Raw genomic sequence first — 24,582 nt, forward strand, 5'->3', positions numbered from 1 at the left:
AAATTACAGGTATAGCGCGCGCACGATCAGGAAGTGGCCGGCAAAGTAGAACGCGGCGGCAATGGCGTTATCGGCGCGGAAGCGGCGACGATAGTGGCTCACCAGCCACACGGCATTACTCAGCAGCAGCAAGGCCGCGCCGGCGAAACCGGACAGCGCGGTGTTGGTGGGGCGGGCGAACCACAGCTCACCGGCCAGCCAGACCATCACCAGCGTCATTCCGATAAAGGTCAGCACCGGCATTTTCATCTCTTCCAGCCGACTCCAGATCACCGCCATCAGCAGGGCGCCGAATACCAGCAGCACCAGCGGCAGCGGCCAGAAGAACGACAGCGTCAGCTGGCTGGCGAACCAGATGGTATACAGCAGATGTGACAGGAAGAAAGCGCCCACCGCGTACATCACCCGCTGGCGCGGCAGCAGGGTCAGGGCGTCGCCGAGCAGCGAGGCGCACAGGCCAGCCAGCACCAGATAGCTGATGGCATTGAACATCGGCGCCTGCCAGGCCAGTAACAGCAACAGAATCAGGGTGACTGGTTTAAATACCCAGCGTCGCCAGGCCGGCCCACGATAGGATGCATCGACATAAAGCCATGCGGAGAAACAGACAGCAATAAATGACCAAAGCATAGTAAGTCCCTGTATCTGTTATCATAAAGAAAGTTACGGATGCGTGATGCTACAACTCAGTGTAGTGGTTTGGCGTAGCAGATGACAATGTTATTCCCGACGCAGTATGCTGATTCCTGATATTTTTTATGGGTAACCTTGATGAGTAAAATGCCCCTCTTTTTTGTTCTGGTCGTCGCGGTGATTGTGGTGGCGGCTTCGTTTCGCTATGTCCAGCAGCGCCGTGAGAAACAGGCGAATGACGCCGCGCCGTTGCTACAAAAGCGGGTTATCGTCAGCAATAAACGGGAAAAAGTGATTAACGATCGGCGCTCGCGGCAGCAGACGGTGACGCCCGCAGGCAGTGAGATGCGCTATGAAGCGAGCTTTCGCCCCGAAAACGGTGGACTGGAGGTGATGTTTCGCCTCGACGCGCCGCAATATCATGCGCTGAGCGTGGGCGATCGCGGGATGTTGAGTTATAAGGGCACAGCGTTCGTGGCGTTTACGCCCGACCCCTGAGCCCTTTTCAGGACTACTTTTTCAGCGTCGCCTTCAGTTTTTTCTGCCATGCGACGAGCTCAAACACGCCGAAGATAAAAATGCGGATTTGCTCAAAGCGGCTCAGCGGCGGCGCCTCTTTCGGCTGCGTCGCCTTGAGCAGCGTCAACTGCAGTCCGTGCATCAGGATCATGAAAATCAGCGCGACGTTGACGAAGATATTCAGCGGCTTCGGGAAGGGCTGAAACAGGTTCAATAACAGAAAGGCCCAGACGCACAGCATCAGCAGGCGGCCTAAATTAATCAGCATGGTGCTCTCCTTGGGCCTCACGTTGGTAAAGACGGTAGGCGACCTGTCCGGCCACTTTTTCACGATACAGCTGCCAGTTAGCGGGCACCGGCGGTAAACCGTTTTCGACTTCGCTTTCGACATACACCAGGGCCTCATCGGCCAGCCAGCCTTGTGTCTCCAGCAGACGTAGCGTCTCCTCCAGCAGCCCCTGACGGAACGGCGGGTCGACGAACACGATCTGGTGCGGTGTCCCCGGCTGGCTCAGGAAGCTGAGGGTGTTGGTGGTGATCACCTTGCCGCGATCCGCTTTCAGGGTGGCGAGATTTTTTTGCAACTGCTGGGCTACGCCGCGCTCCATCTCCAGTAGCGTGGTGCTGGCCGCATAGCGGGACAGCGCCTCCAGCCCCAGCGCGCCGCTGCCGGCAAAGCAGTCGAGGCAGTGCGCGTCAACGATGGACGGCGCCAGCCAGTTAAAAAGGGTTTCGCGAACCCGGTCGGTGGTCGGCCGCAGGCCCGGGCTCTCCGGCACCGGTAATTTACGGCCGCGCCATTGCCCACCGATAATGCGGATCTGGCCGCTGCCCGCGTGGTTTGGTTTTTTCATCTCTCTGCTCAAGTCTCAACTTCCGGCCTGCTATTCTAGCGATCGACGGCGGTTGACGAAACCTTAATCCGGGGGCGGTGCTGCGAGTTAAGTTAAGTGATAGACTATCCGACTAATTTCATCATTTTTTCAGCTTCTGATGAAGCTGCGCCATGAATAAAACAGCGAGGAGTGTGGTCGCAAATGGCAAAAGAGAAAAAACGTGGCTTCTTTTCCTGGCTGGGCTTTGGACAGAAAGAACAGGCACAGGAAACCGAGACTGAACAAAAAGTAGAAGAACAACAAGCGGTTGCCGATGAGTCGCCGGTAGCGGAAACCCCTGCTGAGCCGAGCGCGCCGAAAGCAGACCCGGAGGCGTTTGCCGAAGATGTCGTCGAAGTGACCGAGACGGTGGTCGAAAGCGAAAAAGCGCACCTCGCGGAGCCTGCCAGCGTGCAGGAAAAAGAGTGGGTGGAAACGCCTGCTCTGGTCGAAGACGCGCCTGTTGTTGAACCGGAGCCCGCGGTCAGCGAACCGCCTGAACAGCCTGCGGTGGTTGAGCCGCTGGCGGAAGAGGTGATCGCCGAACCGGTGGTGGCGGAAGCCGTAGCAGAGCAGCCTGTGGCAGACGTTATCGCCGAGCCGCAGGAGACGGAGGTCCCTGAAGAGGACGCCCCGTTAAGCGATGAAGAGCTGGAAGCACTGGCGCTGGCGGCCGAGGCGGCCGAAGAGGCGGCGGTCGTAGTGCCGGAGCCCGAGGACGAGGCGCCGGTGGAAGCGCTGGCTCAGGAGCAGGAAAAACCGACGAAAGAAGGCTTTTTTGCCCGCCTCAAGCGTAGCCTGCTGAAAACCAAAGAAAATCTCGGTTCCGGATTTATCAGCCTGTTCCGCGGCAAGAAGATCGACGATGATCTGTTTGAAGAGCTGGAAGAGCAACTGCTGATCGCCGACGTCGGGGTGGAAACCACCCGCAAGATCATTACTAACCTGACGGAAGGCGCTAGCCGTAAGCAACTGCGCGATGCGGAAGCGCTGTACGGCCTGCTGAAAGAAGAGATGGGCGAGATTCTCGCCAAAGTGGATGAGCCGCTGAACGTAGAAGGCAAAACGCCATTTGTTATTTTGATGGTCGGCGTAAACGGGGTGGGGAAAACCACCACCATCGGCAAGCTGGCGCGTCAGTTTGAGCAGCAGGGTAAATCGGTGATGCTGGCGGCGGGGGATACCTTCCGCGCGGCGGCGGTGGAACAGCTGCAGGTCTGGGGTCAGCGTAACAATATCCCGGTGATCGCCCAGCATACCGGCGCGGACTCCGCCTCGGTGATTTTCGACGCCATTCAGGCGGCGAAGGCGCGCCATGTTGACGTACTGATTGCCGACACCGCCGGGCGTCTGCAGAATAAATCGCACCTGATGGAAGAGTTGAAGAAGATTGTCCGGGTGATGAAAAAACTGGACGTCGACGCGCCGCATGAGGTGATGTTAACTATTGACGCCAGCACCGGGCAGAATGCCATTAGCCAGGCCAAACTGTTCCATGAGGCGGTAGGATTGACCGGGATCACCCTGACCAAGCTGGACGGCACCGCCAAAGGCGGCGTGATCTTCTCGGTGGCCGATCAGTTCGGCATTCCGATTCGCTATATTGGCGTCGGCGAGCGTATTGAGGATCTGCGTCCGTTTAATGCGGGCGACTTTATTGAGGCACTTTTTGCCCGAGAGGATTAAGAATGATTCGCTTTGAACAAGTCAGCAAAGCCTATCTCGGTGGGAGACAAGCGCTGCAGGGGGTGACCTTCCACCTGCAGCCGGGCGAGATGGCGTTTCTGACCGGCCATTCCGGCGCAGGGAAGAGTACCCTGCTGAAGCTTATCTGTGGTATCGAACGGCCCAGCGCCGGGAAAATTTTCTTCAGCGGTCATGAAATCAGCCGCCTGAAGAGCCGTGAGGTGCCATTCCTGCGCCGCCAGATCGGCATGATTTTCCAGGACCACCATTTGCTGATGGATCGTACCGTGTATGACAACGTGGCGATCCCGCTGATTATCGCTGGCGCCAGCGGCGATGACATTCGTCGCCGCGTCTCGGCGGCGCTGGACAAGGTCGGCCTGCTGGACAAAGCGAAGAACTTTCCGATTCAGCTCTCCGGCGGTGAGCAGCAGCGCGTCGGTATTGCCCGCGCGGTGGTCAACAAGCCGGCGGTGCTGCTGGCGGATGAACCGACCGGTAACCTCGACGAGGCGCTCTCGGAGGGGATTTTACGTCTGTTTGAAGAGTTTAACCGCGTTGGGGTGACGGTACTGATGGCGACGCACGATCTGGGGCTTATCTCCAGTCGTCCGTACCGCGTGCTGTCGCTCAGCGACGGCCATCTGCATGGAGGCATTCGGGGTGAATAAGCGCGACGCAATGAACCAGATTCGCCAGTTCGGCAGTAAGTTCGATCGCCTGCGCAACGCGGCGGGTGGCAGCGGCGGCGGGCGCAATGCGCCAAAACGGCCGAAAGCGGCGCCTAACCCGGCCTCGCGTAAGAGTAACGTGTTCAACGAACAGGTGCGCTATGCCTGGCACGGCGCGTTGCAGGATCTCAAAAGCACGCCGCTGGCGACCTTCCTGACGGTGATGGTCATCGCCATTTCGTTGACCCTGCCAAGCGTCTGCTACATGGTCTACAAAAACGTCAGCAGCGCGGCGTCACAGTACTATCCATCGCCGCAGATCACCGTTTATCTGGAAAAAACGCTGGATGACGACGCCGCGGCGCGGGTGGTGGGCCAGCTGCAGGCGGAGCAGGGCGTCGACAAGGTAAACTATTTGTCCCGTGACGAGGCGCTGGGTGAATTCCGTAACTGGTCAGGCTTTGGCGGCGCACTGGATATGCTGGAAGAGAACCCGCTGCCGGCGGTCGCCATCGTGGTGCCGAAGCTGGATTTCCAGAGCACGGAAGCGCTCAATACCCTGCGCGAGCGGGTATCGCGGATCCAGGGGGTGGATGAGGTGCGGATGGACGACAGCTGGTTTGCCCGTCTCTCCTCGCTTACCGGGCTGGTAGGCCGCGTGTCGGCGATGATCGGCGTGCTGATGGTGGCGGCGGTGTTCCTGGTGATCGGCAACAGCGTGCGCCTGAGCATCTTTGCCCGCCGCGATACCATTAACGTGCAGAAGCTGATCGGCGCCACCGACGGCTTTATCCTGCGTCCGTTCCTCTACGGCGGGGCGATGCTGGGATTCTCCGGCGCGTTTTTATCGCTGATCCTGTCGGAGATTCTGGTGATGCGCCTCTCGTCGGCAGTGACCGAAGTGGCGAAAGTGTTCGGCACCCAGTTTGAGCTGAGCGGCCTGGGCTTCGACGAGTGCCTGTTGATGCTGATTGTCTGCTCGATGATCGGGTGGGTCGCCGCCTGGCTGGCGACAGTGCAACATTTACGTCACTTTACTCCCGATTAAAAAAAGCGTGATATAATCTTTCCCTGCTGCAATGAGTTCCTGTTCGCAGGGAAAGATACCGCAAGCTTGTTCTCCTTTTCCTGCCCTCACTTGTTCATCGTGGTGTCACATTTTGTGCGTAATTTATTCACACCGTTGCATGGAACTTGTGGATAAAATCACTGTCTGATACTAATGTGAGTGATATTCTCGTTGCTCATGAATGCTGGCATGCTTGTTGCCTGATGGGGACAAGAACGCGTCAGAAGATATCAATTGAGAGGATTTGAATGACCAAAGAAATGCAAACTTTAGCTTTAGCCCCCGTTGGTAACCTGGAATCGTACATCCGGGCCGCTAACACTTGGCCGATGCTGTCGGCTGATGAAGAGCGGGAGCTTGCTGAAAAGCTGCATTACCAGGGCGATCTGGAAGCAGCGAAAAAGCTGATTCTGTCTCACCTGCGCTTTGTTGTTCACATTGCTCGTAACTACTCGGGCTATGGCCTGCCGCAGGCGGATCTGATCCAGGAAGGCAATATCGGCCTGATGAAAGCCGTGCGTCGCTTCAACCCGGAAGTGGGTGTGCGCCTGGTCTCCTTCGCCGTGCACTGGATTAAAGCCGAAATTCACGAATACGTGCTGCGTAACTGGCGTATTGTGAAGGTCGCTACCACCAAAGCACAGCGTAAGCTGTTCTTTAACCTGCGTAAAACCAAACAGCGTCTGGGTTGGTTCAACCAGGATGAAGTGGAAATGGTGGCCCGTGAGCTGGGAGTGTCGAGCAAAGACGTCCGCGAGATGGAATCCCGCATGGCGGCCCAGGACATGACCTTCGACATGTCTTCCGACGATGAGTCCGACAGCCAGCCGATGGCGCCGGTCCTGTATCTGCAGGACAAAACGTCTAACTTTGCCGACGGCATCGAAGACGACAACTGGGAAGAGCAGGCGGCGAATAAGCTGACTGACGCGATGCAGGGCCTGGACGAGCGTAGCCAGGACATCATCCGCGCCCGCTGGCTGGACGAAGACAACAAGTCCACGCTTCAGGAACTGGCCGACCGCTACGGCGTCTCCGCAGAGCGTGTGCGTCAGTTGGAAAAGAACGCCATGAAAAAACTGCGTGCCGCTATCGAAGCCTGATACGCCACGCCTGCCTGATACCTGATATCAGGCTCCCCGATAACGCCCCGCCTCAGGTTGGGGCGTTTTGTTTTTCTGCGTCCTCCCGGGGCAGGAGCATCTGCGGGCAGTGCGTCTGCAGGCAGCCGAGTAAGATGCTGAACGCCGGCGCCATCTGCTCTTCGGGCTGGCTGGCGAATCCCATCAGTAATCCTTTCTTCCGCGCCGCCGTCAGGTAGTAGCGCGACAGTGGCCGCACCAGAATGTGGCGCGCATTAGCCTCTTTGGCAATCGCCACATCGTCAGCCTCTGCGGGCAAATTGAGGATCAAATGCAGCCCGGCATTATCGCTGAAGTCAGACAGGGCGTACGGCATACAGTGCCGCTGGATAAGCTCAGTTAAAAAGGCGCGGCGACGGCTGTAGAGCAACCGCATACGGCGGATATGGGCCGAATAGTGGCCGGCGGTAATAAACTCCGCCAGCGCCATCTGGATCAGCGAATGGCCGCCGCGGTAAAGCTCGGCATGGGCGTGCTTCAGATCGCTGACCAGCGGACGGGGGAGCACCACGTAGCCCAGGCGCAGGCCGGGATAGAGCGTTTTGCTGAAGGTGCCGATATAGACCACCGGGGCATCGGGGACCAGACCCTGCAGGGCGGGGATCGGCTGGCCGGAAAAGCGAAACTCACTGTCATAATCATCTTCGACGATCCAGCTCCCCTGCTGACGGGCGAGCGCCAGCAGTCGCTGGCGGCGCTCAAGGCTCATCACCGCGCCCAGCGGGTACTGGTGGGAAGGCGTAACGAAGATGAGCCTCGGCGCGTCGTCAACCGTTTCCGGCGGGCACAGGCCGTTGGCATCGACGGTCAGGGGTTCCACCCGAACGTCGTTCATCGCCAGCACGTGGCGGATCCCCCAATAGGAAGGCTCCTCCACCCACGCCAGATCGCCGTTATCACACAGCATGCGGGTGACCAGATCGATCGCCTGGTGGATCCCCTCGGTGATAAGAATTTGATCTGCCTGACAGTGGACGCCGCGCGACACGCGCAGATAATCCACCAGCGCCTGCTGCAGTTCCGGGGTGCCACCGTTGCAGCTATAGCTGAGCCGCTCCGGCTTGGGCCGACGGCTGATACGGGCCTGGATCTTACTGAACAGCGGGTGGGGAAAGGCGTTAACGTCCGGCACGCCGGGTATAAACGCCCCCCACTGGCGCGGGCTGGCGCTGACCTGGCCGAGCAGATGTTGGCCTCGGCGTGAAAGATGCACCGTCGGTGCCGCGATACTGCTGTTTTCTTGCTGACCTTTAGCCGTCAATGAGCTCTCAGGGGCGGTTTGGGCAACGAATGTTCCACTTCCCCGGCGGGAAACCACATATCCTTCCGCCAGTAATTGTTCATAAGTTGTTAATATGGTGTTTCTTGATACGCCGAGTTCACCCGCCAGATCGCGCGACGGCGGCAGGCGGCTTTGCGGCGCCAGCGAACCATCGAGGATCGCGCGGCGCAGCGCGTTATATAAGCGTTTGTGCAGAAGAGGATCCCGCTCTTCCTGCAGACGGACCAGCACCAGGTCACCCACCAGCGAACGCAATTGGATCCCTCAGATATTCTAAATTGGTACTCGATTATAGGGCCAACTCCTGTGTAAATAAACGACATCGTTTCTAATTTGTTGCGATAACGTGACATACACGACAGGAGATTCGCAGGTGAAAAGCTCAGAACTGAATCAACGTCGCCAGCAGGCGACGCCGCGCGGCGTAGGCGTAATGTGTAACTACTTTGTCGAGAAGGCGGAAAACGCCACGCTGTGGGATATCGAAGGTAATGAGGTGATCGATTTCGCCGCCGGGATCGCCGTGTTAAATACCGGTCACCGTCATCCGAAAGTGGTCGCCGCGGTCGCCGATCAGCTGCAGGCGTTCACCCACACCGCCTATCAGATTGTGCCGTACGAAAGCTATGTTTCGCTGGCGGAGCGTATCAACGATCTGGCGCCAATTGACGGGCCGGCAAAAACGGCTTTCTTCACCACCGGCGCGGAAGCGGTTGAGAACGCAGTGAAAATTGCCCGCGCTTACACCGGCCGCCCGGGGCTGATTACTTTCGGCGGCGGCTTCCACGGCCGTACCTTTATGACCATGGCCCTCACCGGTAAGGTCGCGCCCTACAAAATCGGCTTCGGGCCGTTCCCGGGATCGGTGTATCACGGCGTTTATCCCAATGAGGCGCACGGCGTGACCACCGCGGATGCGCTGAAAAGCCTGGAGCGCATTTTCAAAGCGGATATTGCGCCGGACCAGGTAGCGGCCATCATCCTCGAGCCGATCCAGGGGGAAGGCGGCTTTAACGTCGCGCCGGCCGATTTTATGCAGGCGCTGCGCGATCTGTGCGATACCCACGGTATTCTGCTGATCGCTGATGAAGTGCAGACCGGTTTCGCCCGCACCGGCAAGCTGTTCGCTATGCAGCACTATGAGGTGAAACCGGATCTGATGACGATGGCGAAAAGCCTCGCCGGCGGTTTCCCGCTGTCGGGCGTTGTCGGTCGCGCCGAGGTGATGGATGCGCCAGCCCCAGGCGGGCTGGGCGGAACCTATGCCGGTAACCCGCTGGCGGTGGCCGCGGCGCACGCGGTGCTGGATGTCATTGCCGAAGAACAGCTGTGCCAGCGCGCTGAGCAGTTGGGTAGCCATCTGCAGGAAGTGCTCAACCAGGCGCGCGCTACCTGCCCGGCGATCGTGGATGTCCGTGGCCGGGGGTCGATGGTGGCGGTGGAGTTTAACGATCCGCAAACAGGCGAGCCGTCGCCGGAGTTCACCCGCCTTGTGCAACAGAAAGCGCAGGAAAACGGCCTGCTGCTGCTGAGCTGTGGCGTCTACGGCAACGTGATCCGCTTCCTGTATCCGTTGACTATCCCCGACGCCCAGTTCTCGAAAGCGCTGGATATTCTGGCGCGCATCCTGAAGAGCTAACGTCTCCCCGGCGGGCTGCGGCGGCAGGGAAGCCGAACAGAAACAGGACGCCGCAGCCGGCTGTTCATGCTCAGCGTGAGTGGTTTATCACCCTGATATCACCTTTTTTCCGGCGGTAAAAACCGCCGGAGTAAAACGGAAAGTATTATGTCTGAAAACTCCACCTTTTCTCCCGTCCTCACCGGCCGGGAACGTACGGCTGTCCCTACAAAATCTCTGAGCTTCATCGAAGGGGTATCGATGATTGTCGGTACCAATATCGGTGCGGGTGTCCTCTCTATCGCCTATGCGTCGAGCAAAGCGGGCTTCTTACCGCTGCTGTTCTGGCTGGTGCTGGTGGGCAGCCTGACGACGGTGACTATGCTCTATGTCGCGGAATCCACGCTCCGCACCCGTAAACATCTGCAGCTCAGTGGTTTATCGAAGCGCTACGTCGGCGGCTTTGGCGCGCTGATGATGTTCCTCTCCGTTTGCGTTAACAGCGTCGGCGCATTGACGGCTTATATGACCGGCAGCGGCAAGCTGTTGCACTCGTTGTTTGGCATCTCGCCGGCGCTGGGCAGCGTGCTGTTTTTCGTCCCGGCGGCAGGGGTGCTCTACCTGGGCCTGAAGGCGATCGGCCGCGGCGAGAAATTTATCAGCATCGGCATGGTGGTGATGATCTCGGTGCTGGTGATTGCCACGCTGTTGAAAGAGACCACCCGCGTGGGCTATCTGCTCGACGGCAACTGGCTGTATATGGTTCCGGTCTTCAACGTCGTGGCATTCTGCTTCTCGGCACAGTATATCGTGCCGGAGATGGCGCGGGGCTTCGCCGACAAACCGGAAAAATTGCCCAGGGCCATTATGGTCGGTATGGCTTTGACCTTTGCCCTGCTGGCGCTGGTGCCGCTATCGGTTATCTCGCTTAATGGCCTGGACAATATCTCGGATGTGGCCACCATCTCCTGGGGCCGGGCGCTTTGCGAATGGGCGTTCTTCTCGGCCAACCTGTTTGCGCTGTGCGCCATGCTGACCTCTTACTGGGGGCTGGGCGGCAGCTTTCTGACCAATATCTTCGATCAGTTCCGCCTGGGGAATGACGAACAGCCCGCCCGGCGCCTGATGGTGCTGTTGGTGGTGGCGATCCCGCCGTTCGTGCTGGCCTATAGCGGCATGGTTTCTTTCGTCAACGCGCTCTATTTTGCCGGAGTGTTCAGCGGCGTCATTTTATCAATTATGCCGATCCTGATGCTGAAGGGCGCCCGCCAGCGTGGCGACCTGACCCCAGGCTGGACCTGTCCGGCCTGGATGACCCATCCGCTTATCCAATGCTTCATTGTGTTGTTGTATCTTTGCAGCGCCGTCTACGCGATAGCGTCCGCGGTAGGCTACCTGCCCGCTGGCTGGTAATCAGGGCCTGTTTTGCACCGCGTCCGGTTCATGCTGGCGCGGTTTTTTTATTTGTCACTTATCTGTTACATAGCCCGCAATTTAGTCGTTTCAAATTCCTCAGAATGACGGTATGTTTAGCATAGTGTGCTGCAAAAGCGCGAGCAGCCCCCGGTGGATTAGCTATCATATGCTTTTCCTATCGATATAAACAAAATAATGCGCTAACAAACAACATCACAACAAATGCAAAAACCATAATAATGGGGAGCCTCAGGATGAATATGAAGGGTAAAGCGTTACTGGCAGGATGTATTGCCTTAGTTATGAGCAGCGCGGCGCTGGCGGAAGACATCAAAATCGCGGTCGTCGGGGCGATGTCCGGCCCGGTGGCTCAGTACGGCGACCAGGAGTTTACCGGTGCCGAGCAGGCGGTAGCGGATATCAACGCTAAGGGCGGCATCAAGGGCAATAAGCTGCAGATCGTCAAATATGATGACGCTTGCGACCCGAAACAGGCGGTAGCGGTCGCCAACAAAGTGGTCAACGACGGCATCAAGTACGTTATTGGCCATCTGTGCTCCTCTTCCACTCAGCCGGCGTCTGACATCTATGAAGACGAAGGCATTCTGATGATCACGCCGGCAGCGACTGCCCCGGAGCTGACCGCGCGCGGCTATAAGCTGATCCTGCGCACCACCGGCCTGGACTCCGATCAGGGACCCACCGCAGCGAAATACATTCTCGACAAAGTGAAGCCGCAGCGTATCGCTGTGGTACATGATAAACAGCAGTACGGTGAAGGTTTGGCCCGTGCGGTGCAGGATGGCCTGAAAAAAGGCGGGGCGAACGTGGTCTTCTTCGACGGCATCACCGCCGGTGAGAAAGATTTCTCCACCCTGGTGGCGCGCCTGAAGAAAGAGAATATCGATTTCGTTTACTACGGTGGCTACCACCCGGAAATGGGCCAGATCCTGCGTCAGGCCCGTGCTGCCGGTCTGAAAACCCAGTTTATGGGCCCGGAAGGCGTAGCGAACGTCTCCCTGTCTAACATCGCCGGCGAGTCGGCGGAAGGCCTGCTGGTGACCAAGCCGAAGAACTACGACCAGGTGCCGGCGAACAAACCGATCGTGGATGCGATCAAGGCGAAGAAACAGGATCCGAGCGGCGCCTTCGTGTGGACCACCTACGCGGCGCTGCAGTCGCTGCAGGCGGGCCTGAATCAGTCTGACGATCCGGCGGAAATCGCTAAATACCTGAAAGGCGCGACGGTAGACACTGTGATGGGCCCGCTGTCGTGGGATCAGAAAGGCGACCTGAAAGGCTTCGAGTTCGGTGTCTTTACCTGGCATGCTAACGGTACGGCGACCGACGCCAAATAATTTAACCGGCGCCTTTCACGCTGCAAATGCGTTGTCTGCGGCCCTCAACCCCGGTCACTTACTGATGTAAGCTCCCGGGGATTTCGGGTCTTGACGCCTTTTTGCAACGCGAAATGCTGGGTTAAATGGGTGGGGGGCGCCTTTCCCGCTGCCGATGCGTTGTCTGCGGCCCTCAACCCCGGTCACTGACTGATGTAAGCTCCCGGGGATTTCGGGTCTTGACGCCTTTTTGCAACGCGAAATGCTGGGTTAAATGGGGGGCGCCTTTCACGCTGCAAATGCGTTGTCTGCGGCCCTCAACCCCGGTCACTTACTGAGTAAGCTCCCGGGGATTTCGGGTCTTGACGCCTTTTTGCAACGCGAAATGCTGGGTTAAATGGGTGGGGGGCGCCTTTCCCGCTGCCGATGCGTTGTCTGCGGCCCTCAACCCCGGTCACTTACTGATGTAAGCTCCCGGGGATTTCGGGTCTTGACGCCTTTTTGCAACGCGAAATGCTGGGTTAAATGGGGGGGGCCTTTCACGCCACAGATGCGTTGTCAGACCCCAGTCGTGCTGCGCTTACCGGGGCTACAATTTCCAGGTAGCCCGGCTAAGCGAAGCGCCGCCGGGTTCTTCCTTGGTCATGCTCCGCATATTGGGGCTACGGCTTAATGCTTTTCCCAACCGGTCTGCTGGGCGCTAAAGCCGAGCGCCTGCATAAATGCGGCCATCACGCCGCGGTCCTCCACCCCTTGGTCGGCGACGCGCCAGCTATTGATGGCCGGGTTATCACGCAACGTCTCTTCCACTAAGTATTGCCCGACGCCGCGGCGGCGGGTCACTTCACGCACGCACAGATCGCTGAGCTCGGCTTCGACGCCGCGCAGGGTGACGCGCACGGCGCCCAGCAGGCGTTCGTTAAAGCGGGCGGCGTAGAGACGATGATTCTCGTCCAGGGTTAGGGTCGACAGATCCTGCGACGGCCAGATTTTCCCCAGGTCGATGCGATCCTGATCGCTGAAGTGCTGTAAACGGATAATGGTCAGTTTCATGGGCGGCAAATCCAGTGCAAAACAGAGGCGCCAGTGTACCCAAAATTGCTGTCTGGCGGAGCGCTGTTTTTTGCGCGTACATCAGGGGATTCGTTTTCCTGACGTTGTCAGGGTAGCGCAATCCGTCATGGATCGAAAAATAAGCAGAATTTTAACCTAATGCGCAGCGTTTTATTCCGCCTTATGTATCGTTATTTTATGCTGCAGGATGGACTTTTTTTTGTTTATCTTCACCAAAATACAGAATATTATCTTTGCTTAATCGACTGAAAAATAGAGATTTTAATCTGTTTTTTAGTGAAAAGCTGCGCTAAACCATTAAACTCAATGGTAAAAATGGCGTTGTTTAATAAAAGCACAGAATGCTTTTTAACCATAAAAATACAAAACATTTACACCACATCACGAACGGGGTTCTGCAGCATGAAAAGGAACGCGAAAACCATCGTCGCGGGCATTGTCGCATTAGCGATGTCGCACGCGGCGATGGCCAAGGATATTAAGGTCGCCGTGGTCGGCGCGATGTCGGGTCCGGTGGCCCAGTGGGGCGACATGGAGTTCAATGGCGCGCGTCAGGCGATTAAAGACATCAACGCCAGCGGCGGTATTAAGGGTGACAAGCTGGTGGCCGTCGAATATGACGACGCCTGCGATCCGAAGCAAGCGGTCGCGGTGGCCAACAAAATCGTCAACGACGGCATTCAGTACGTTATCGGCCACCTCTGCTCCTCTTCCACCCAGCCGGCTTCCGACATCTATGAGGATGAAGGCATCCTGATGATCTCCCCCGGGGCGACCAATCCGGAGCTGACCCAGCGCGGTTATCAGTACATCATGCGTACCGCCGGCCTCGACTCCTCGCAGGGGCCGACCGCGGCGAAATATATCGTCGAGAAAGTGAAACCGCAGCGTATCGCCATCATTCATGACAAGCAGCAGTACGGCGAAGGGCTGGCGCGTTCGGTGCAGGACAACCTGAAGAAAGCCGGGGCCAATATCGTCTTCTTCGACGGCATCACCGCGGGGGAAAAAGATTTCTCCGCCCTGCTGGCGCGCCTGAAGAAAGAGAACATTGACTTCGTCTACTACGGCGGCTACTACCCGGAAATGGGCCAGATGCTGCGCCAGGCGCGCTCCGTCGGGCTGAAAACCGTGTTTATGGGGCCGGAAGGGGTCGGCAACGCCTCGCTGTCCAATATCGCGGGCGCCGCGGCGGAAGGCATGCTGGTGACAATGCCAAAACGCTACGATCAGGACCCTGCCAATAGCGCCATCGTCAACGCGCTGAAAGCGGAGAAGAAAGATCCGAGCGGGCCGTATGTTTGGATCACCTATGCCGCCGTTCAGTCGCTGGCGCAGGCGATGGACAGAACCGGCAGCCAGCAGCCGCTGGATTTAATCAAAGATTTGAAAGCGCACGGGGCGAAAACCGTGATTGGGCCGCTGACCTGGGATGAAAAAGGCGATCTGAAGGGATTTGAGTTTGGTGTCTTCCAGTGGCACGCCGACGGCTCTTCGAGCGCGGCGAAATAAGCGCTGAAGACGAGTTATCCCTCCGCCCGCGAACCGCGGGCGGTTTGAAAAAGGTTACCTTATGTCCGAGCAGTTTCTCTATTTTCTGCAGCAGATGTTTAACGGCGTCACGCTGGGCAGTACCTACGCGCTGATCGCCATCGGCTACACGATGGTGTACGGCATTATTGGCATGATCAACTTCGCCCACGGCGAGGTCTACATGATTGGCAGCTATGTCTCCTTCATGATCATCGCCGCGCTGATGATGATGGGCATCGACACCAGCTGGTTGCTGGTCGCCGCCGGATTCGTGGGCGCCATTGTGATTGCCAGCGCCTACGGCTGGAGTATCGAGCGCGTTGCCTATCGGCCGGTGCGTAACTCTAAGCGTCTGATTGCGCTGATCTCCGCTATCGGGATGTCTATCTTCCTGCAGAACTACGTCAGCCTGACCCAGGGGTCGCGCGACGTGGCGCTGCCAAGCCTGTTTAACGGCCAGTGGATCGTCGGCCACAGCGACAGCTTCTCCGCGACGATCACCACCATGCAACTGGTGATCTGGGTGGTGACCTTTATCGCCATGCTGGCCCTGACGCTGTTTATTCGCTACTCGCGGATGGGGCGCGCCTGCCGCGCCTGTGCCGAAGACCTGAAAATGGCCAGCCTGCTCGGGATTAACACCGACCGCGTCATCGCCCTGACTTTTGTCATCGGCGCAGCGATGGCGGCGGTGGCGGGCGTGCTGCTCGGCCAGTTCTACGGCGTGATTAACCCCTATATCGGCTTTATGGCCGGGATGAAGGCCTTCACCGCCGCCGTGCTCGGCGGTATCGGCAGTATTCCTGGCGCAATGATCGGCGGCTTGATCCTGGGTATTGCCGAGGCGCTCTCTTCTGCCTATCTCAGCACTGAATATAAGGACGTCGTTTCCTTCGCGCTGCTGATTCTGGTGCTGTTAGTGATGCCGACCGGCATTCTGGGCCGCCCGGAGGTGGAAAAAGTATGAAACCGATGCAAATTGCAATGGCGCTGCTGTCTGCCGTGATGTTCTTCATTCTGGCGGGCGTCTTTATGGGCGTGCAGCTGGAGCTGGACGGCACCAAGCTGGTGGTCGATACCGCCGCCGATATTCGCTGGCAGTGGATCTTTATCGGCACCGCGGTGGTCTTTTTCTTCCAGCTGCTGCGGCCGCTGTTCCAGAAAGCGGTTAAGAACGTCTCCGGGCCGAAGTTTATTATGCCGGCGATTGACGGCTCAACGGTGAAGCAGAAGCTGTTCCTGATAGCCCTGCTGGTGATCGCCGTGGCCTGGCCGTTTATGGTGTCGCGCGGCACGGTGGATATCGCCACCCTGACGATGATCTATATCATCCTCGGCCTCGGGCTGAACGTGGTGGTCGGCCTTTCCGGCCTGCTGGTGCTGGGCTACGGCGGGTTCTACGCCATCGGCGCGTATACCTTCGCGCTGCTGAACCACTATTACGGTCTCGGCTTCTGGACCTGTCTGCCGCTGGCTGGCCTGGTCTCCGCGGCGGCCGGCTTCCTGCTGGGCTTCCCGGTGCTGCGTCTGCGCGGCGACTATCTGGCGATTGTGACCTTAGGCTTCGGTGAAATTGTGCGTATTCTGCTGCTCAACAATACCGAGATCACCGGCGGGCCGAACGGCATCAGCCAGATCCCGAAACCGACTTTCTTCGGCCTTGAATTTAGCCGTACCGCCCGCGAAGGCGGCTGGGATACCTTCAGCAACTTCTTCGGCGTCAAATACGATCCCTCCGATCGGGTGATTTTCCTCTACCTGGTGGCGCTGCTGCTGGTCGTGCTCAGCCTGTTCGTCATCAACCGCCTGCTGCGAATGCCGCTGGGGCGGGCGTGGGAAGCGCTGCGTGAAGATGAGATCGCCTGTCGTTCGCTGGGCCTGAGCCCGACGCGCATCAAGCTGACCGCCTTTACCATCAGCGCCGCGTTTGCTGGCTTCGCCGGGACGCTGTTCGCTGCGCGCCAGGGCTTTGTCAGCCCGGAGTCCTTCACCTTCGCTGAGTCGGCCTTCGTACTGGCGATCGTGGTGCTGGGCGGGATGGGCTCGCAGTTCGCGGTGATCCTCGCGGCTATTCTGCTGGTGGTCTCGCGCGAGCTGATGCGTGACTTCAACGAATACAGCATGTTAATGCTCGGCGGCCTGATGGTGCTGATGATGATCTGGCGTCCGCAGGGGCTTCTGCCAATGACGCGCGTGCAGTTGAAGCTGAAAAACGGTCAGGCGAAAGGAGAGCAGGCATGAGTCAGCCATTATTATCCGTCAGCGGCCTGATGATGCGTTTCGGCGGCCTGCTGGCCGTCAACAATGTGTCGCTGGAGCTCAGAGAGCGCGAGATTGTCTCGCTGATCGGCCCCAACGGCGCCGGGAAGACCACCGTCTTTAACTGCCTGACCGGTTTCTACAAGCCCACTGGCGGCACCATTATGCTGCGCGACCAGCACCTGGAAGGGCTGCCGGGTCAGCAGATTGCGCGGATGGGGGTGGTGCGAACCTTCCAGCACGTGCGTCTGTTCCGCGAAATGACGGTGATTGAAAACCTGCTGGTGGCGCAACATCAGCAGCTGAAAACCGGGCTCTTCTCCGGCCTGCTGAAAACGCCGGCCTTCCGTCGGGCGCAGAGCGAAGCGCTGGACCGGGCCGCCACCTGGCTGGAGCGTATCGGCCTGCTGGAGCACGCCAACCGCCAGGCCAGCAACCTGGCCTACGGCGACCAGCGCCGGCTGGAGATTGCCCGCTGCATGGTGACCCAGCCGGAAATTCTTATGCTTGATGAACCGGCGGCGGGGCTGAACCCGAAAGAGACCAAAGAGCTGGACGAGCTTATCGCCGAGCTGCGTAACCATCACAACACCACCATTCTGCTTATCGAACACGATATGAAGCTGGTGATGGGCATTTCCGATCGCATCTACGTCGTGAACCAGGGGACGCCGCTGGCCAACGGGACGCCGGAAGAGATTCGTAATAACCCGGACGTGATCCGCGCATACCTTGGTGAGGCATAAGATGGAAAACGCGATGTTAACTTTTGACAATGTCAGCGCCCACTACGGCAAGATTCAGGCGCTGCACAACGTCAGCCTGCATATCAAACAGGGTGAAATCGTCACGCTGATCGGCGCCAACGGCGCGGGGAAAACCACCCTGCTCGGCACGCTGTGTGGCGATCCGCGCGCTTCCAGCGGGCGCATTGTCTTTGACGGTAAGGATATTACCGACTGGCAGACGGCGAAAATCATGCGTGAAGCGGTGGCGATCGTCCCGGAAGGGCGGCGCGTCTTTTCGCGTATGACGGTGGAAGAGAACCTGGCGATGGGCGGTTTCTTTGCCGACCGCGATCAGTTCCAGACCCGCATCAAATGGGTGTATGAGCTGTTCCCGCGTCTGCATGAACGCCGTATTCAGCGCGCCGGCACTATGTCCGGCGGCGAGCAGCAGATGCTGGCGATCGGTCGCGCTCTGATGAGCCAGCCGCGCCTGCTGCTGCTTGATGAGCCCTCATTAGGGCTGGCGCCGATTATCATTCAGCAGATTTTCGACACCATCGAGCAGCTGCGCGAGCAGGGGATGACGATCTTCCTGGTTGAGCAGAACGCCAACCAGGCGCTAAAGCTGGCCGACCGCGGCTACGTGCTGGAGAACGGCCACGTGGTGCTGGAGGATACCGGCGACGCGCTGCTGGCCAACGAGGCGGTGCGCAGCGCCTATCTCGGCGGTTAATTCATCGCAACCCGGCGTCGTTCGCTTCGCCGGTTTGTAGCCCGGGCGAGGCGCTTGCGCCGACCCCGGGAGCCGATCGCACAAATACCTTTAAAAGAGCCTGATGGCTCTTTTTTGTACATGTATGTTGTACAATAAAAGAGTACAGCTTTGGAGGTATTTATGAGAACGGTTAACTATAGCGAAGCCCGACAAAATCTGGCCGATGTGCTGGAAAGCGCAGTGACAGGTGTACCTGTGACCATTACCCGTCGTGGGCATAAATCTGCGGTCATCATTAGTGCAGAAGAGTTTGAACGCTACCAGGCGGCCAGAATGGATGATGAGTTCGCGGCTATTATGGCGGTTCATGGTGATGAGATCAGGGAGCTTGCGGATAAATGACGCTGCAGATTATCTCAGCGGAAGAGATAATACAGTTTCACGACAGGCTGCTCCGCGTCACGCCTGACGTTGCCGGTATGCCCGACCCGGGGCGTGCCGAAGCGATAATGTATAGGGTGCTAAACAAAATTGAATATGAAGGTGTGACAGACGTGTGGCGACTCGCTGCGATGCACCTGCTGGCGATTTCTCGCGGCCATATTTTCAATGATGGAAATAAGCGTACGGCACTGTTTATTACCCTGCTTTTTTTAAAGCGAAATGGAATTATATTGCCGGCGAATCCGGACTTCGTCGGCATGACCGTCGAGGCGGCAGCGGGGCAACTTACCCTGGAACAGATTGTCGCGCGCTTGCGCGGATGACGGTTAAATCGTTGCAACCCGGCGGCGCTTCGCTTGGCGGGGCTACCCAAGCCGTTGTAGCCCGGGCGAGGCGCTTGCGCCGACCCCGGGAGCCGATCGCGCAACTATTATCCGTGTCTCAGCTCCCACTTTACTTCCCCCGTCCTTTCATCGGCTTGTCATCTCTCTGACCCGTTACTATCTTTTTTTTGTAATAAAAAAGTTATTTTTCTGTAATTCGAACATGTCATGTTACCCCGCGAGCATAAAACGCGTGAAATCGCGCATCCGGCACAACAAGAGAGATAACCGATGATATCGTTACGACATACAGCTTTAGGACTGGCGCTGAGCCTGGCTTTTGCCGGTCAGGCCCTGGCGGTTACCACCATCCCATTCTGGCACTCAATGGAAGGCGAGCTGGGTAAAGAAGTGGATTCTCTGGCGCAACGCTTTAACGCGGCCAATCCTGATTACAAAATCGTTCCGGTATACAAAGGCAACTATGAACAGAGCCTGAGTGCTGGTATCGCCGCTTTCCGTACCGGCAACGCCCCGGCGATCCTGCAGGTGTATGAAGTCGGCACCGCCACCATGATGGCGTCAAAAGCCATTAAGCCGGTGTACCAGGTGTTTAGCGAGGCGGGCATCAAGTTTGATGAATCGCAGTTCGTGCCGACGGTATCCGGGTATTACACCGATTCGAAAACCGGCCATCTGCTCTCCCAGCCATTTAACAGCTCTACGCCGGTGCTGTACTACAACAAAGACGCCTTCAAAAAAGCCGGCTTAGATCCGGAGCAGCCGCCGAAGACCTGGCAGGATCTGGCGGCCTATACCGCGAAGCTGAAAGCCGCCGGGATGAAGTGCGGGTACGCCAGCGGCTGGCAGGGCTGGATCCAGATTGAAAACTTCAGCGCCTGGCATGGTCTGCCGGTGGCCACGAAAAATAACGGCTTCGACGGTACCGATGCGGTACTGGAGTTCAATAAGCCGGAGCAGGTGAAGCATATCGCCCTGCTCGAAGAGATGAACAAGAAGGGCGATTTCAGCTACTTCGGGCGTAAAGACGAATCCACCGAGAAGTTCTATAACGGCGACTGCGGGATTACTACCGCGTCATCCGGCTCGCTGGCCGATATTCGTCAGTATGCCAAATTCAACTACGGCGTCGGCATGATGCCATACGATGCCGACGTGAAAGGCGCGCCGCAGAACGCCATCATCGGCGGGGCCAGCCTGTGGGTGATGCAGGGTAAAGACAAAGAGACTTACACCGGCGTGGCGAAGTTCCTCGACTTCCTGACCAAACCGGAAATCGCCGCCGAATGGCACCAGAAAACCGGCTATCTGCCGATCACCACTGCGGCCTACGATCTGACGCGCCAGCAGGGCTTCTATGATAAGAACCCGGGCGCCGATATCGCCACCCGCCAGATGCTGAACAAGCCGCCGTTGCCGTTCACCAAAGGCCTGCGTCTGGGCAACATGCCGCAAATCCGCACCATCGTCGATGAAGAGCTGGAGAGCGTGTGGACCGGCAAGAAAACCCCGCAACAGGCGCTGGATTCCGCTGTTCAGCGTGGGAATCAGCTGCTGCGTCGCTTCGAGCAAGCGACCAAATCGTAATCTGTAACTTGCCCGGTGGCGCTGCGCTTACCGGGCCTACGATGTGCCCTATGTAGGCCGGGTAAGGCGTAGCCGCCTCCCGGCATTGTTCAGGAACCCAATCTCAATGTCATCATCCCGTCCGGTATTCCGCTCGCGCTGGCTGCCCTATGTGCTGGTCGCGCCGCAGCTGATTATCACGCTGATTTTCTTTATCTGGCCCGCGGGCGAAGCGCTGTGGTACTCGCTGCAGAGTGTCGATCCGTTTGGTCTCTCCAGCCAGTTTGTCGGCCTGGATAACTTCGTTGCGCTGTTCCACGACCCGTACTATCTGGACTCGTTCTGGACCACTATAAAATTCAGCACCCTGGTGACTGTCAGCGGCCTGCTCGTTTCGCTGTTTTTTGCCGCGCTGGTCGACTATGTGGTGCGAGGCAGCCGCTTTTATCAAACGCTGATGCTGCTGCCGTACGCCGTGGCCCCCGCCGTCGCGGCGGTGCTGTGGATCTTCCTTTTTAACCCCGGGCGCGGGCTGATCACCCATTTCCTCGGCGAGCTGGGCTACGACTGGAACCACGCGCAAAACAGCGGCCAGGCGATGTTCCTGGTGGTCTTCGCCTCGGTATGGAAGCAGATAAGCTATAACTTCCTGTTCTTCTTCGCCGCGCTGCAGTCGATCCCGCGTTCGCTGGTTGAGGCCGCCGCCATCGACGGCGCCGGGCCGATTCGTCGCTTCTTTAAGCTGGCGCTGCCATTGATTGCGCCGGTGAGCTTCTTCCTGCTGGTGGTCAACCTGGTTTACGCCTTCTTCGACACCTTCCCGGTGATCGATGCCGCCACCGCCGGCGGCCCGGTGCAGGCCACCACCACCTTGATCTACAAAATCTATCGCGAAGGTTTTGCCGGACTCGATCTTTCCGCTTCCGCCGCACAGTCGGTGGTGCTGATGTTCCTCGTCATTATTCTGACGGTGGTGCAGTTCCGTTACGTTGAAAGTAAGGTGCGTTACCAATGATTGAGAACCGTCGCGGGCTGACGATTTTCAGCCACACCATGCTCATTCTGGGTATTGCCGTCATTTTATTCCCGCTGTACGTCGCCTTCGTGGCGGCGACGCTGGATAACCAATCGGTGTTTGAAACGCCGATGACCCTGATCCCCGGCGGCCATCTGCTGGAGAACATGAAGACCATCTGGGTGAACGGCGTCGGCGTCAACAGCGCGCCGTTCTGGCTGATGATGCTCAACAGCTTCATCATGGCGTTCGCCATTACGGTAGGCAAAATCGTGGTGTCGATGCTTTCGGCTTTCGCCATCGTCTGGTTCCGCTTTCCGCTGCGTAACCTGTTCTTCTGGATGATCTTCATCACTCTGATGCTGCCGGTCGAGGTGCGTATTTTCCCGACGGTGGAAGTGATCGCCAACCTCAAAATGCTCGACAGTTATGCCGGGTTAACGCTGCCGTTGATGGCTTCGGCTACCGCCACCTTCCTGTTCCGCCAGTTCTTTATGACCCTGCCGGACGAGCTGATTGAAGCGGCGCGTATCGATGGCGCTTCGCCGATGCGCTTCTTTCGCGACATCGTGCTGCCGCTGTCGAAAACCAACCTCGCCGCGCTGTTCGTCATCACCTTTATCTACGGCTGGAACCAGTATCTATGGCCGTTGCTGATTATTCAGGATGTGAATCTTGGCACCGCCGTCGCCGGTATTAAAGGCATGATCGCCACCGGTGAAGGTACTACCCAGTGGAATCAGGTGATGGCGGCGATGCTGCTGACCCTGATCCCGCCGGTCGTCATCGTTTTAGCCATGCAGCGCGCGTTTGTGCGCGGCCTGGTCGATAGTGAGAAATAAAATGGCTGGTTTAAAACTACAGGCAGTAAGCAAAAGCTGGGATGGCAAAACCCAGGTGATTCAACCGCTGACGCTGGACGTGGCGGACGGGGAATTTATCGTCATGGTCGGCCCGTCGGGCTGCGGGAAATCAACGCTGCTGCGGATGGTCGCCGGGCTTGAACGAGTGACCAGCGGCGATATCTGGATCGATCGCAAACGGGTGACTGAGATGGAACCGAAAGATCGCGGCATCGCCATGGTGTTCCAGAACTATGCGCTTTATCCGCATATGAGCGTGGAAGAGAACATGGCGTGGGGGCTGAAGATCCGCGGCATGGGTAAGGGATTGATTGCCGAGCGGGTGCAGGAGGCGGCGCGTATTCTGGAGCTGGATGGTCTGCTCAAGCGTCGCCCGCGGGAGCTCTCCGGCGGTCAGCGCCAGCGCGTGGCGATGGGCCGCGCTATCGTGCGTGATCCGGCGGTATTCCTGTTCGACGAACCGTTGTCAAATCTCGACGCCAAGCTGCGCGTGCAGATGCGTCTGGAACTGCAGCAGCTGCATCGCCGCCTGAAAACGACTTCGCTGTACGTCACCCACGATCAGGTCGAAGCGATGACCCTGGCCCAGCGGGTGATGGTGATGAATAAAGGCGTTGCCGAGCAGATCGGCACCCCGGTGGAAGTGTATGAGAAGCCCGCCAGCCGCTTTGTGGCAAGCTTTATCGGCAGCCCGGCCATGAATCTGCTGGAAGGGCGGGTGAGCGATGACGGCGGCCGCTTCGAGCTGGCCGGTGGCATGGCGTTGCCGATGAATCACGAGCATCGGCGCTACGCCGGGCGTAAAATGACGCTCGGTATCCGCCCGGAGCACTTTATTTTAAGCTCGCAGGCGCAAGGCGGCATCCCGCTGCTGATGGATACCCTGGAAATTTTAGGTGCCGATAACCTCGCCCACGGGCGCTGGGGCGAGCAGAAGCTGGTGGTCAGACTGCCGCATCAGCAGCGCCCGGCGGGCGGCAGCACGCTATGGCTGCATCTGCCCCTGGAACATCTGCATCTCTTTGATGGTGAAACAGGACAACGCGCATGAGTAACTGGCCTTATCCCCGCATCGTCGCCCATCGCGGCGGCGGTAAACTGGCGCCGGAGAACACCCTGGCGGCTATAGACGTTGGCGCCCGCTACGGGCACACGATGATTGAATTTGACGTCAAGCTGTCGAAGGACGGGCAGATCTTTCTGCTGCACGACGATAATCTCGAACGCACCAGCAACGGCTGGGGCGTGGCGGGGGAGCTGGCGTGGGACGATCTGCTGAAGGTCGATGCCGGCAGCTGGTTCAGCCGTGAATTTAAGGGCGAGCCGCTGCCGTTGCTCTCTCAGGTGGCGGAGCGCTGCCGCCGTCACGGTATGATGGCGAATATCGAAATTAAGCCGACCACCGGGCTGGGGCCGCAGACCGGCAACGTGGTGGCCCTGGCTGCGCGCGATCTGTGGCAAGGCATGGCCGCGCCGCTGCTCTCCTCTTTTGAAATCGATGCTCTGGAGGCGGCGCAGGAAGCCGCGCCCGAGCTGCCGCGCGGGCTGCTGCTGGATGAGTGGCGCGATGACTGGCGCGAATTGACCACCCGGCTGGGCTGCGTGTCGATTCACCTCAATCACAAGCTGTTGGATGCGGCGCGGGTGGCGAGCCTGAAACAGGCCGGCCTGCATATTCTGGTGTACACGGTCAATAAACCCCAGCGCGCCGCCGAGCTGCTGCGCTGGGGTGTAGATTGCATCTGCACCGATGCCATTGACGTCATCGGGCCGAATTTCCACCCTTAAGACGG

At 58.3% G+C, this 24,582-nt stretch carries 25 protein-coding genes; 20 read left to right on the forward strand and 5 right to left on the reverse strand.

Annotated features, from left to right (window positions below):
- Nucleotides 1-3: 3 nt before the first annotated feature.
- The gene (locus tag DTA24_RS01675) at nt 4-630 is read right to left on the reverse strand and encodes a lysoplasmalogenase (protein ID WP_004173987.1); all 627 of its coding nucleotides are present in this window, start codon (nt 628-630) and stop codon (nt 4-6) included.
- A 150-nt stretch (nt 631-780) separates the two neighbouring features.
- Between DTA24_RS01675 and DTA24_RS01680 the strand changes: the two genes are divergently transcribed.
- Nucleotides 781-1,131 carry a DUF2500 domain-containing protein gene (locus tag DTA24_RS01680; protein ID WP_023340790.1) on the forward strand — a complete coding sequence of 117 codons (351 nt, stop codon included), beginning with the start codon at nt 781-783 and terminating at the stop codon, nt 1,129-1,131.
- Nucleotides 1,132-1,144: 13 nt separating this feature from the next.
- Here the strand turns inward: DTA24_RS01680 and DTA24_RS01685 are convergent, their stop codons facing one another.
- Both DTA24_RS01685 and rsmD read right to left on the reverse strand, forming a co-directional pair.
- On the reverse strand, nt 1,145-1,420 hold the full coding sequence (locus DTA24_RS01685) for a DUF1145 family protein (protein ID WP_002920822.1): 276 nt from the start codon (nt 1,418-1,420) through the stop codon (nt 1,145-1,147).
- A complete protein-coding gene (rsmD, locus tag DTA24_RS01690) occupies nt 1,410-2,006 on the reverse strand; it encodes a 16S rRNA (guanine(966)-N(2))-methyltransferase (protein ID WP_002920820.1) in 597 nt (198 codons plus the stop codon). The genes DTA24_RS01685 and rsmD overlap by 11 nt, the downstream gene beginning before the upstream one ends.
- A gap of 183 nt (nt 2,007-2,189) precedes the next feature.
- Between rsmD and ftsY the strand changes: the two genes are divergently transcribed.
- The 4 genes from ftsY to rpoH all read left to right on the forward strand — a co-directional run bounded on the left by ftsY (nt 2,190) and on the right by rpoH (nt 6,556).
- A complete protein-coding gene (gene ftsY, locus DTA24_RS01695; RefSeq protein ID WP_044650079.1) occupies nt 2,190-3,713 on the forward strand; it encodes a signal recognition particle-docking protein FtsY in 1,524 nt (507 codons plus the stop codon).
- Between the two features lie 2 nt (nt 3,714-3,715).
- Nucleotides 3,716-4,384, forward strand: coding sequence for a cell division ATP-binding protein FtsE (gene ftsE, locus DTA24_RS01700; RefSeq protein ID WP_008806964.1), 669 nt, complete (start codon nt 3,716-3,718; stop codon nt 4,382-4,384).
- Entirely contained in the window at nt 4,377-5,432 is a 1,056-nt protein-coding gene (ftsX, locus tag DTA24_RS01705) for a permease-like cell division protein FtsX (RefSeq protein WP_008806965.1), read from the forward strand. Before ftsE ends, ftsX begins: the two co-directional genes overlap by 8 nt.
- Nucleotides 5,433-5,701: 269 nt before the next feature.
- Entirely contained in the window at nt 5,702-6,556 is an 855-nt protein-coding gene (gene rpoH, locus DTA24_RS01710) for an RNA polymerase sigma factor RpoH (RefSeq protein ID WP_002920815.1), read from the forward strand.
- Between the two features lie 52 nt (nt 6,557-6,608).
- On the opposite strand, the gene DTA24_RS01715 is transcribed toward rpoH, so the two are convergent.
- Complete coding sequence (locus tag DTA24_RS01715; RefSeq protein ID WP_032740292.1) at nt 6,609-8,132, reverse strand: PLP-dependent aminotransferase family protein; 1,524 nt, start codon at nt 8,130-8,132, stop codon at nt 6,609-6,611.
- A gap of 118 nt (nt 8,133-8,250) precedes the next feature.
- On the opposite strand from DTA24_RS01715, the gene DTA24_RS01720 reads away from it, so the two are divergent.
- The 3 genes from DTA24_RS01720 to livJ all read left to right on the forward strand — a co-directional run bounded on the left by DTA24_RS01720 (nt 8,251) and on the right by livJ (nt 12,269).
- Nucleotides 8,251-9,516, forward strand: coding sequence for a 4-aminobutyrate--2-oxoglutarate transaminase (locus tag DTA24_RS01720; RefSeq protein ID WP_012540384.1), 1,266 nt, complete (start codon nt 8,251-8,253; stop codon nt 9,514-9,516).
- Nucleotides 9,517-9,663: 147 nt separating this feature from the next.
- The gene (locus tag DTA24_RS01725) at nt 9,664-10,908 is read left to right on the forward strand and encodes an aromatic amino acid transport family protein (RefSeq protein WP_123836531.1); all 1,245 of its coding nucleotides are present in this window, start codon (nt 9,664-9,666) and stop codon (nt 10,906-10,908) included.
- Nucleotides 10,909-11,165: 257 nt separating this feature from the next.
- A complete protein-coding gene (gene livJ / locus DTA24_RS01730) occupies nt 11,166-12,269 on the forward strand; it encodes a branched chain amino acid ABC transporter substrate-binding protein LivJ (RefSeq protein WP_002920812.1) in 1,104 nt (367 codons plus the stop codon).
- A 648-nt stretch (nt 12,270-12,917) separates the two neighbouring features.
- Here the strand turns inward: livJ and panM are convergent.
- Nucleotides 12,918-13,301, reverse strand: a complete 384-nt coding sequence (gene panM, locus DTA24_RS01735) for an aspartate 1-decarboxylase autocleavage activator PanM (RefSeq protein WP_012540387.1) — start codon at nt 13,299-13,301, stop codon at nt 12,918-12,920.
- A gap of 423 nt (nt 13,302-13,724) precedes the next feature.
- Here panM and livK point away from each other — a divergent pair, with 423 nt between their 5' ends.
- The 12 genes from livK (at nt 13,725) to ugpQ (ending at nt 24,577) form a co-directional block, all read left to right on the forward strand.
- Complete coding sequence (livK, locus tag DTA24_RS01745) at nt 13,725-14,834, forward strand: high-affinity branched-chain amino acid ABC transporter substrate-binding protein LivK (RefSeq protein WP_002920808.1); 1,110 nt, start codon at nt 13,725-13,727, stop codon at nt 14,832-14,834.
- Between the two features lie 61 nt (nt 14,835-14,895).
- Nucleotides 14,896-15,822: a high-affinity branched-chain amino acid ABC transporter permease LivH gene (gene livH / locus DTA24_RS01750; RefSeq protein ID WP_012540389.1), complete on the forward strand. Its 927-nt coding sequence runs from the start codon at nt 14,896-14,898 to the stop codon at nt 15,820-15,822.
- Nucleotides 15,819-17,096, forward strand: a complete 1,278-nt coding sequence (livM, locus tag DTA24_RS01755) for a branched chain amino acid ABC transporter permease LivM (protein WP_008806971.1) — start codon at nt 15,819-15,821, stop codon at nt 17,094-17,096. The genes livH and livM overlap by 4 nt, the downstream gene beginning before the upstream one ends.
- Nucleotides 17,093-17,860: a high-affinity branched-chain amino acid ABC transporter ATP-binding protein LivG gene (livG, locus tag DTA24_RS01760; protein WP_008806972.1), complete on the forward strand. Its 768-nt coding sequence runs from the start codon at nt 17,093-17,095 to the stop codon at nt 17,858-17,860. The genes livM and livG overlap by 4 nt, the downstream gene beginning before the upstream one ends.
- A gap of 1 nt (nt 17,861) precedes the next feature.
- On the forward strand, nt 17,862-18,575 hold the full coding sequence (gene livF, locus DTA24_RS01765; protein ID WP_004145133.1) for a high-affinity branched-chain amino acid ABC transporter ATP-binding protein LivF: 714 nt from the start codon (nt 17,862-17,864) through the stop codon (nt 18,573-18,575).
- 162 nt (nt 18,576-18,737) lie between these two features.
- Nucleotides 18,738-18,959 (forward strand): type II toxin-antitoxin system Phd/YefM family antitoxin, encoded by a 222-nt coding sequence (locus DTA24_RS01770; RefSeq protein WP_004174006.1) that lies wholly within the window; start codon nt 18,738-18,740, stop codon nt 18,957-18,959.
- Nucleotides 18,956-19,324 (forward strand): type II toxin-antitoxin system death-on-curing family toxin, encoded by a 369-nt coding sequence (locus DTA24_RS01775; protein WP_032733892.1) that lies wholly within the window; start codon nt 18,956-18,958, stop codon nt 19,322-19,324. The genes DTA24_RS01770 and DTA24_RS01775 overlap by 4 nt, the downstream gene beginning before the upstream one ends.
- A 291-nt stretch (nt 19,325-19,615) precedes the next feature.
- The gene (gene ugpB, locus DTA24_RS01780; protein ID WP_022066271.1) at nt 19,616-20,932 is read left to right on the forward strand and encodes a sn-glycerol-3-phosphate ABC transporter substrate-binding protein UgpB; all 1,317 of its coding nucleotides are present in this window, start codon (nt 19,616-19,618) and stop codon (nt 20,930-20,932) included.
- A gap of 106 nt (nt 20,933-21,038) precedes the next feature.
- The gene (gene ugpA, locus DTA24_RS01785; RefSeq protein WP_012967120.1) at nt 21,039-21,926 is read left to right on the forward strand and encodes a sn-glycerol-3-phosphate ABC transporter permease UgpA; all 888 of its coding nucleotides are present in this window, start codon (nt 21,039-21,041) and stop codon (nt 21,924-21,926) included.
- On the forward strand, nt 21,923-22,768 hold the full coding sequence (ugpE, locus tag DTA24_RS01790) for a sn-glycerol-3-phosphate ABC transporter permease UgpE (protein WP_044643074.1): 846 nt from the start codon (nt 21,923-21,925) through the stop codon (nt 22,766-22,768). Before ugpA ends, ugpE begins: the two co-directional genes overlap by 4 nt.
- Nucleotide 22,769: 1 nt before the next feature.
- Nucleotides 22,770-23,840 (forward strand): sn-glycerol-3-phosphate import ATP-binding protein UgpC, encoded by a 1,071-nt coding sequence (locus tag DTA24_RS01795; protein ID WP_008806977.1) that lies wholly within the window; start codon nt 22,770-22,772, stop codon nt 23,838-23,840.
- Nucleotides 23,837-24,577, forward strand: a complete 741-nt coding sequence (gene ugpQ / locus DTA24_RS01800; RefSeq protein ID WP_022066273.1) for a glycerophosphodiester phosphodiesterase — start codon at nt 23,837-23,839, stop codon at nt 24,575-24,577. Before DTA24_RS01795 ends, ugpQ begins: the two co-directional genes overlap by 4 nt.
- Nucleotides 24,578-24,582: the final 5 nt, after the last annotated feature.

The sequence above is a fragment of the Klebsiella sp. P1CD1 genome (assembly GCF_003790505.1).
In the GTDB taxonomy this organism is placed as follows: Bacteria; Pseudomonadota; Gammaproteobacteria; order Enterobacterales; family Enterobacteriaceae; genus Klebsiella; species Klebsiella variicola.

Bases quoted from the DNA above. Each gene is read 5' to 3' on its own strand.
- ugpB (WP_022066271.1), top strand. From the start codon at position 19,616: ATGATATCGTTACGACATACAGCTTTAGGACTGGCGCTGAGCCTGGCT.
- ugpA (WP_012967120.1), top strand. From the start codon at position 21,039: ATGTCATCATCCCGTCCGGTATTCCGCTCGCGCTGGCTGCCCTATGTG.
- DTA24_RS01675 (WP_004173987.1), bottom strand. From the start codon at position 630: ATGCTTTGGTCATTTATTGCTGTCTGTTTCTCCGCATGGCTTTATGTC.
- livH (WP_012540389.1), top strand. From the start codon at position 14,896: ATGTCCGAGCAGTTTCTCTATTTTCTGCAGCAGATGTTTAACGGCGTC.
- livF (WP_004145133.1), top strand. From the start codon at position 17,862: ATGGAAAACGCGATGTTAACTTTTGACAATGTCAGCGCCCACTACGGC.
- ftsY (WP_044650079.1), top strand. From the start codon at position 2,190: ATGGCAAAAGAGAAAAAACGTGGCTTCTTTTCCTGGCTGGGCTTTGGA.
- livG (WP_008806972.1), top strand. From the start codon at position 17,093: ATGAGTCAGCCATTATTATCCGTCAGCGGCCTGATGATGCGTTTCGGC.
- DTA24_RS01770 (WP_004174006.1), top strand. From the start codon at position 18,738: ATGAGAACGGTTAACTATAGCGAAGCCCGACAAAATCTGGCCGATGTG.
- ugpE (WP_044643074.1), top strand. From the start codon at position 21,923: ATGATTGAGAACCGTCGCGGGCTGACGATTTTCAGCCACACCATGCTC.
- panM (WP_012540387.1), bottom strand. From the start codon at position 13,301: ATGAAACTGACCATTATCCGTTTACAGCACTTCAGCGATCAGGATCGC.
- ftsE (WP_008806964.1), top strand. From the start codon at position 3,716: ATGATTCGCTTTGAACAAGTCAGCAAAGCCTATCTCGGTGGGAGACAA.
- DTA24_RS01725 (WP_123836531.1), top strand. From the start codon at position 9,664: ATGTCTGAAAACTCCACCTTTTCTCCCGTCCTCACCGGCCGGGAACGT.
- DTA24_RS01775 (WP_032733892.1), top strand. From the start codon at position 18,956: ATGACGCTGCAGATTATCTCAGCGGAAGAGATAATACAGTTTCACGAC.
- DTA24_RS01680 (WP_023340790.1), top strand. From the start codon at position 781: ATGCCCCTCTTTTTTGTTCTGGTCGTCGCGGTGATTGTGGTGGCGGCT.
- livJ (WP_002920812.1), top strand. From the start codon at position 11,166: ATGAATATGAAGGGTAAAGCGTTACTGGCAGGATGTATTGCCTTAGTT.
- DTA24_RS01795 (WP_008806977.1), top strand. From the start codon at position 22,770: ATGGCTGGTTTAAAACTACAGGCAGTAAGCAAAAGCTGGGATGGCAAA.
- ugpQ (WP_022066273.1), top strand. From the start codon at position 23,837: ATGAGTAACTGGCCTTATCCCCGCATCGTCGCCCATCGCGGCGGCGGT.
- livK (WP_002920808.1), top strand. From the start codon at position 13,725: ATGAAAAGGAACGCGAAAACCATCGTCGCGGGCATTGTCGCATTAGCG.
- rsmD (WP_002920820.1), bottom strand. From the start codon at position 2,006: ATGAAAAAACCAAACCACGCGGGCAGCGGCCAGATCCGCATTATCGGT.
- DTA24_RS01685 (WP_002920822.1), bottom strand. From the start codon at position 1,420: ATGCTGATTAATTTAGGCCGCCTGCTGATGCTGTGCGTCTGGGCCTTT.
- livM (WP_008806971.1), top strand. From the start codon at position 15,819: ATGAAACCGATGCAAATTGCAATGGCGCTGCTGTCTGCCGTGATGTTC.
- rpoH (WP_002920815.1), top strand. From the start codon at position 5,702: ATGACCAAAGAAATGCAAACTTTAGCTTTAGCCCCCGTTGGTAACCTG.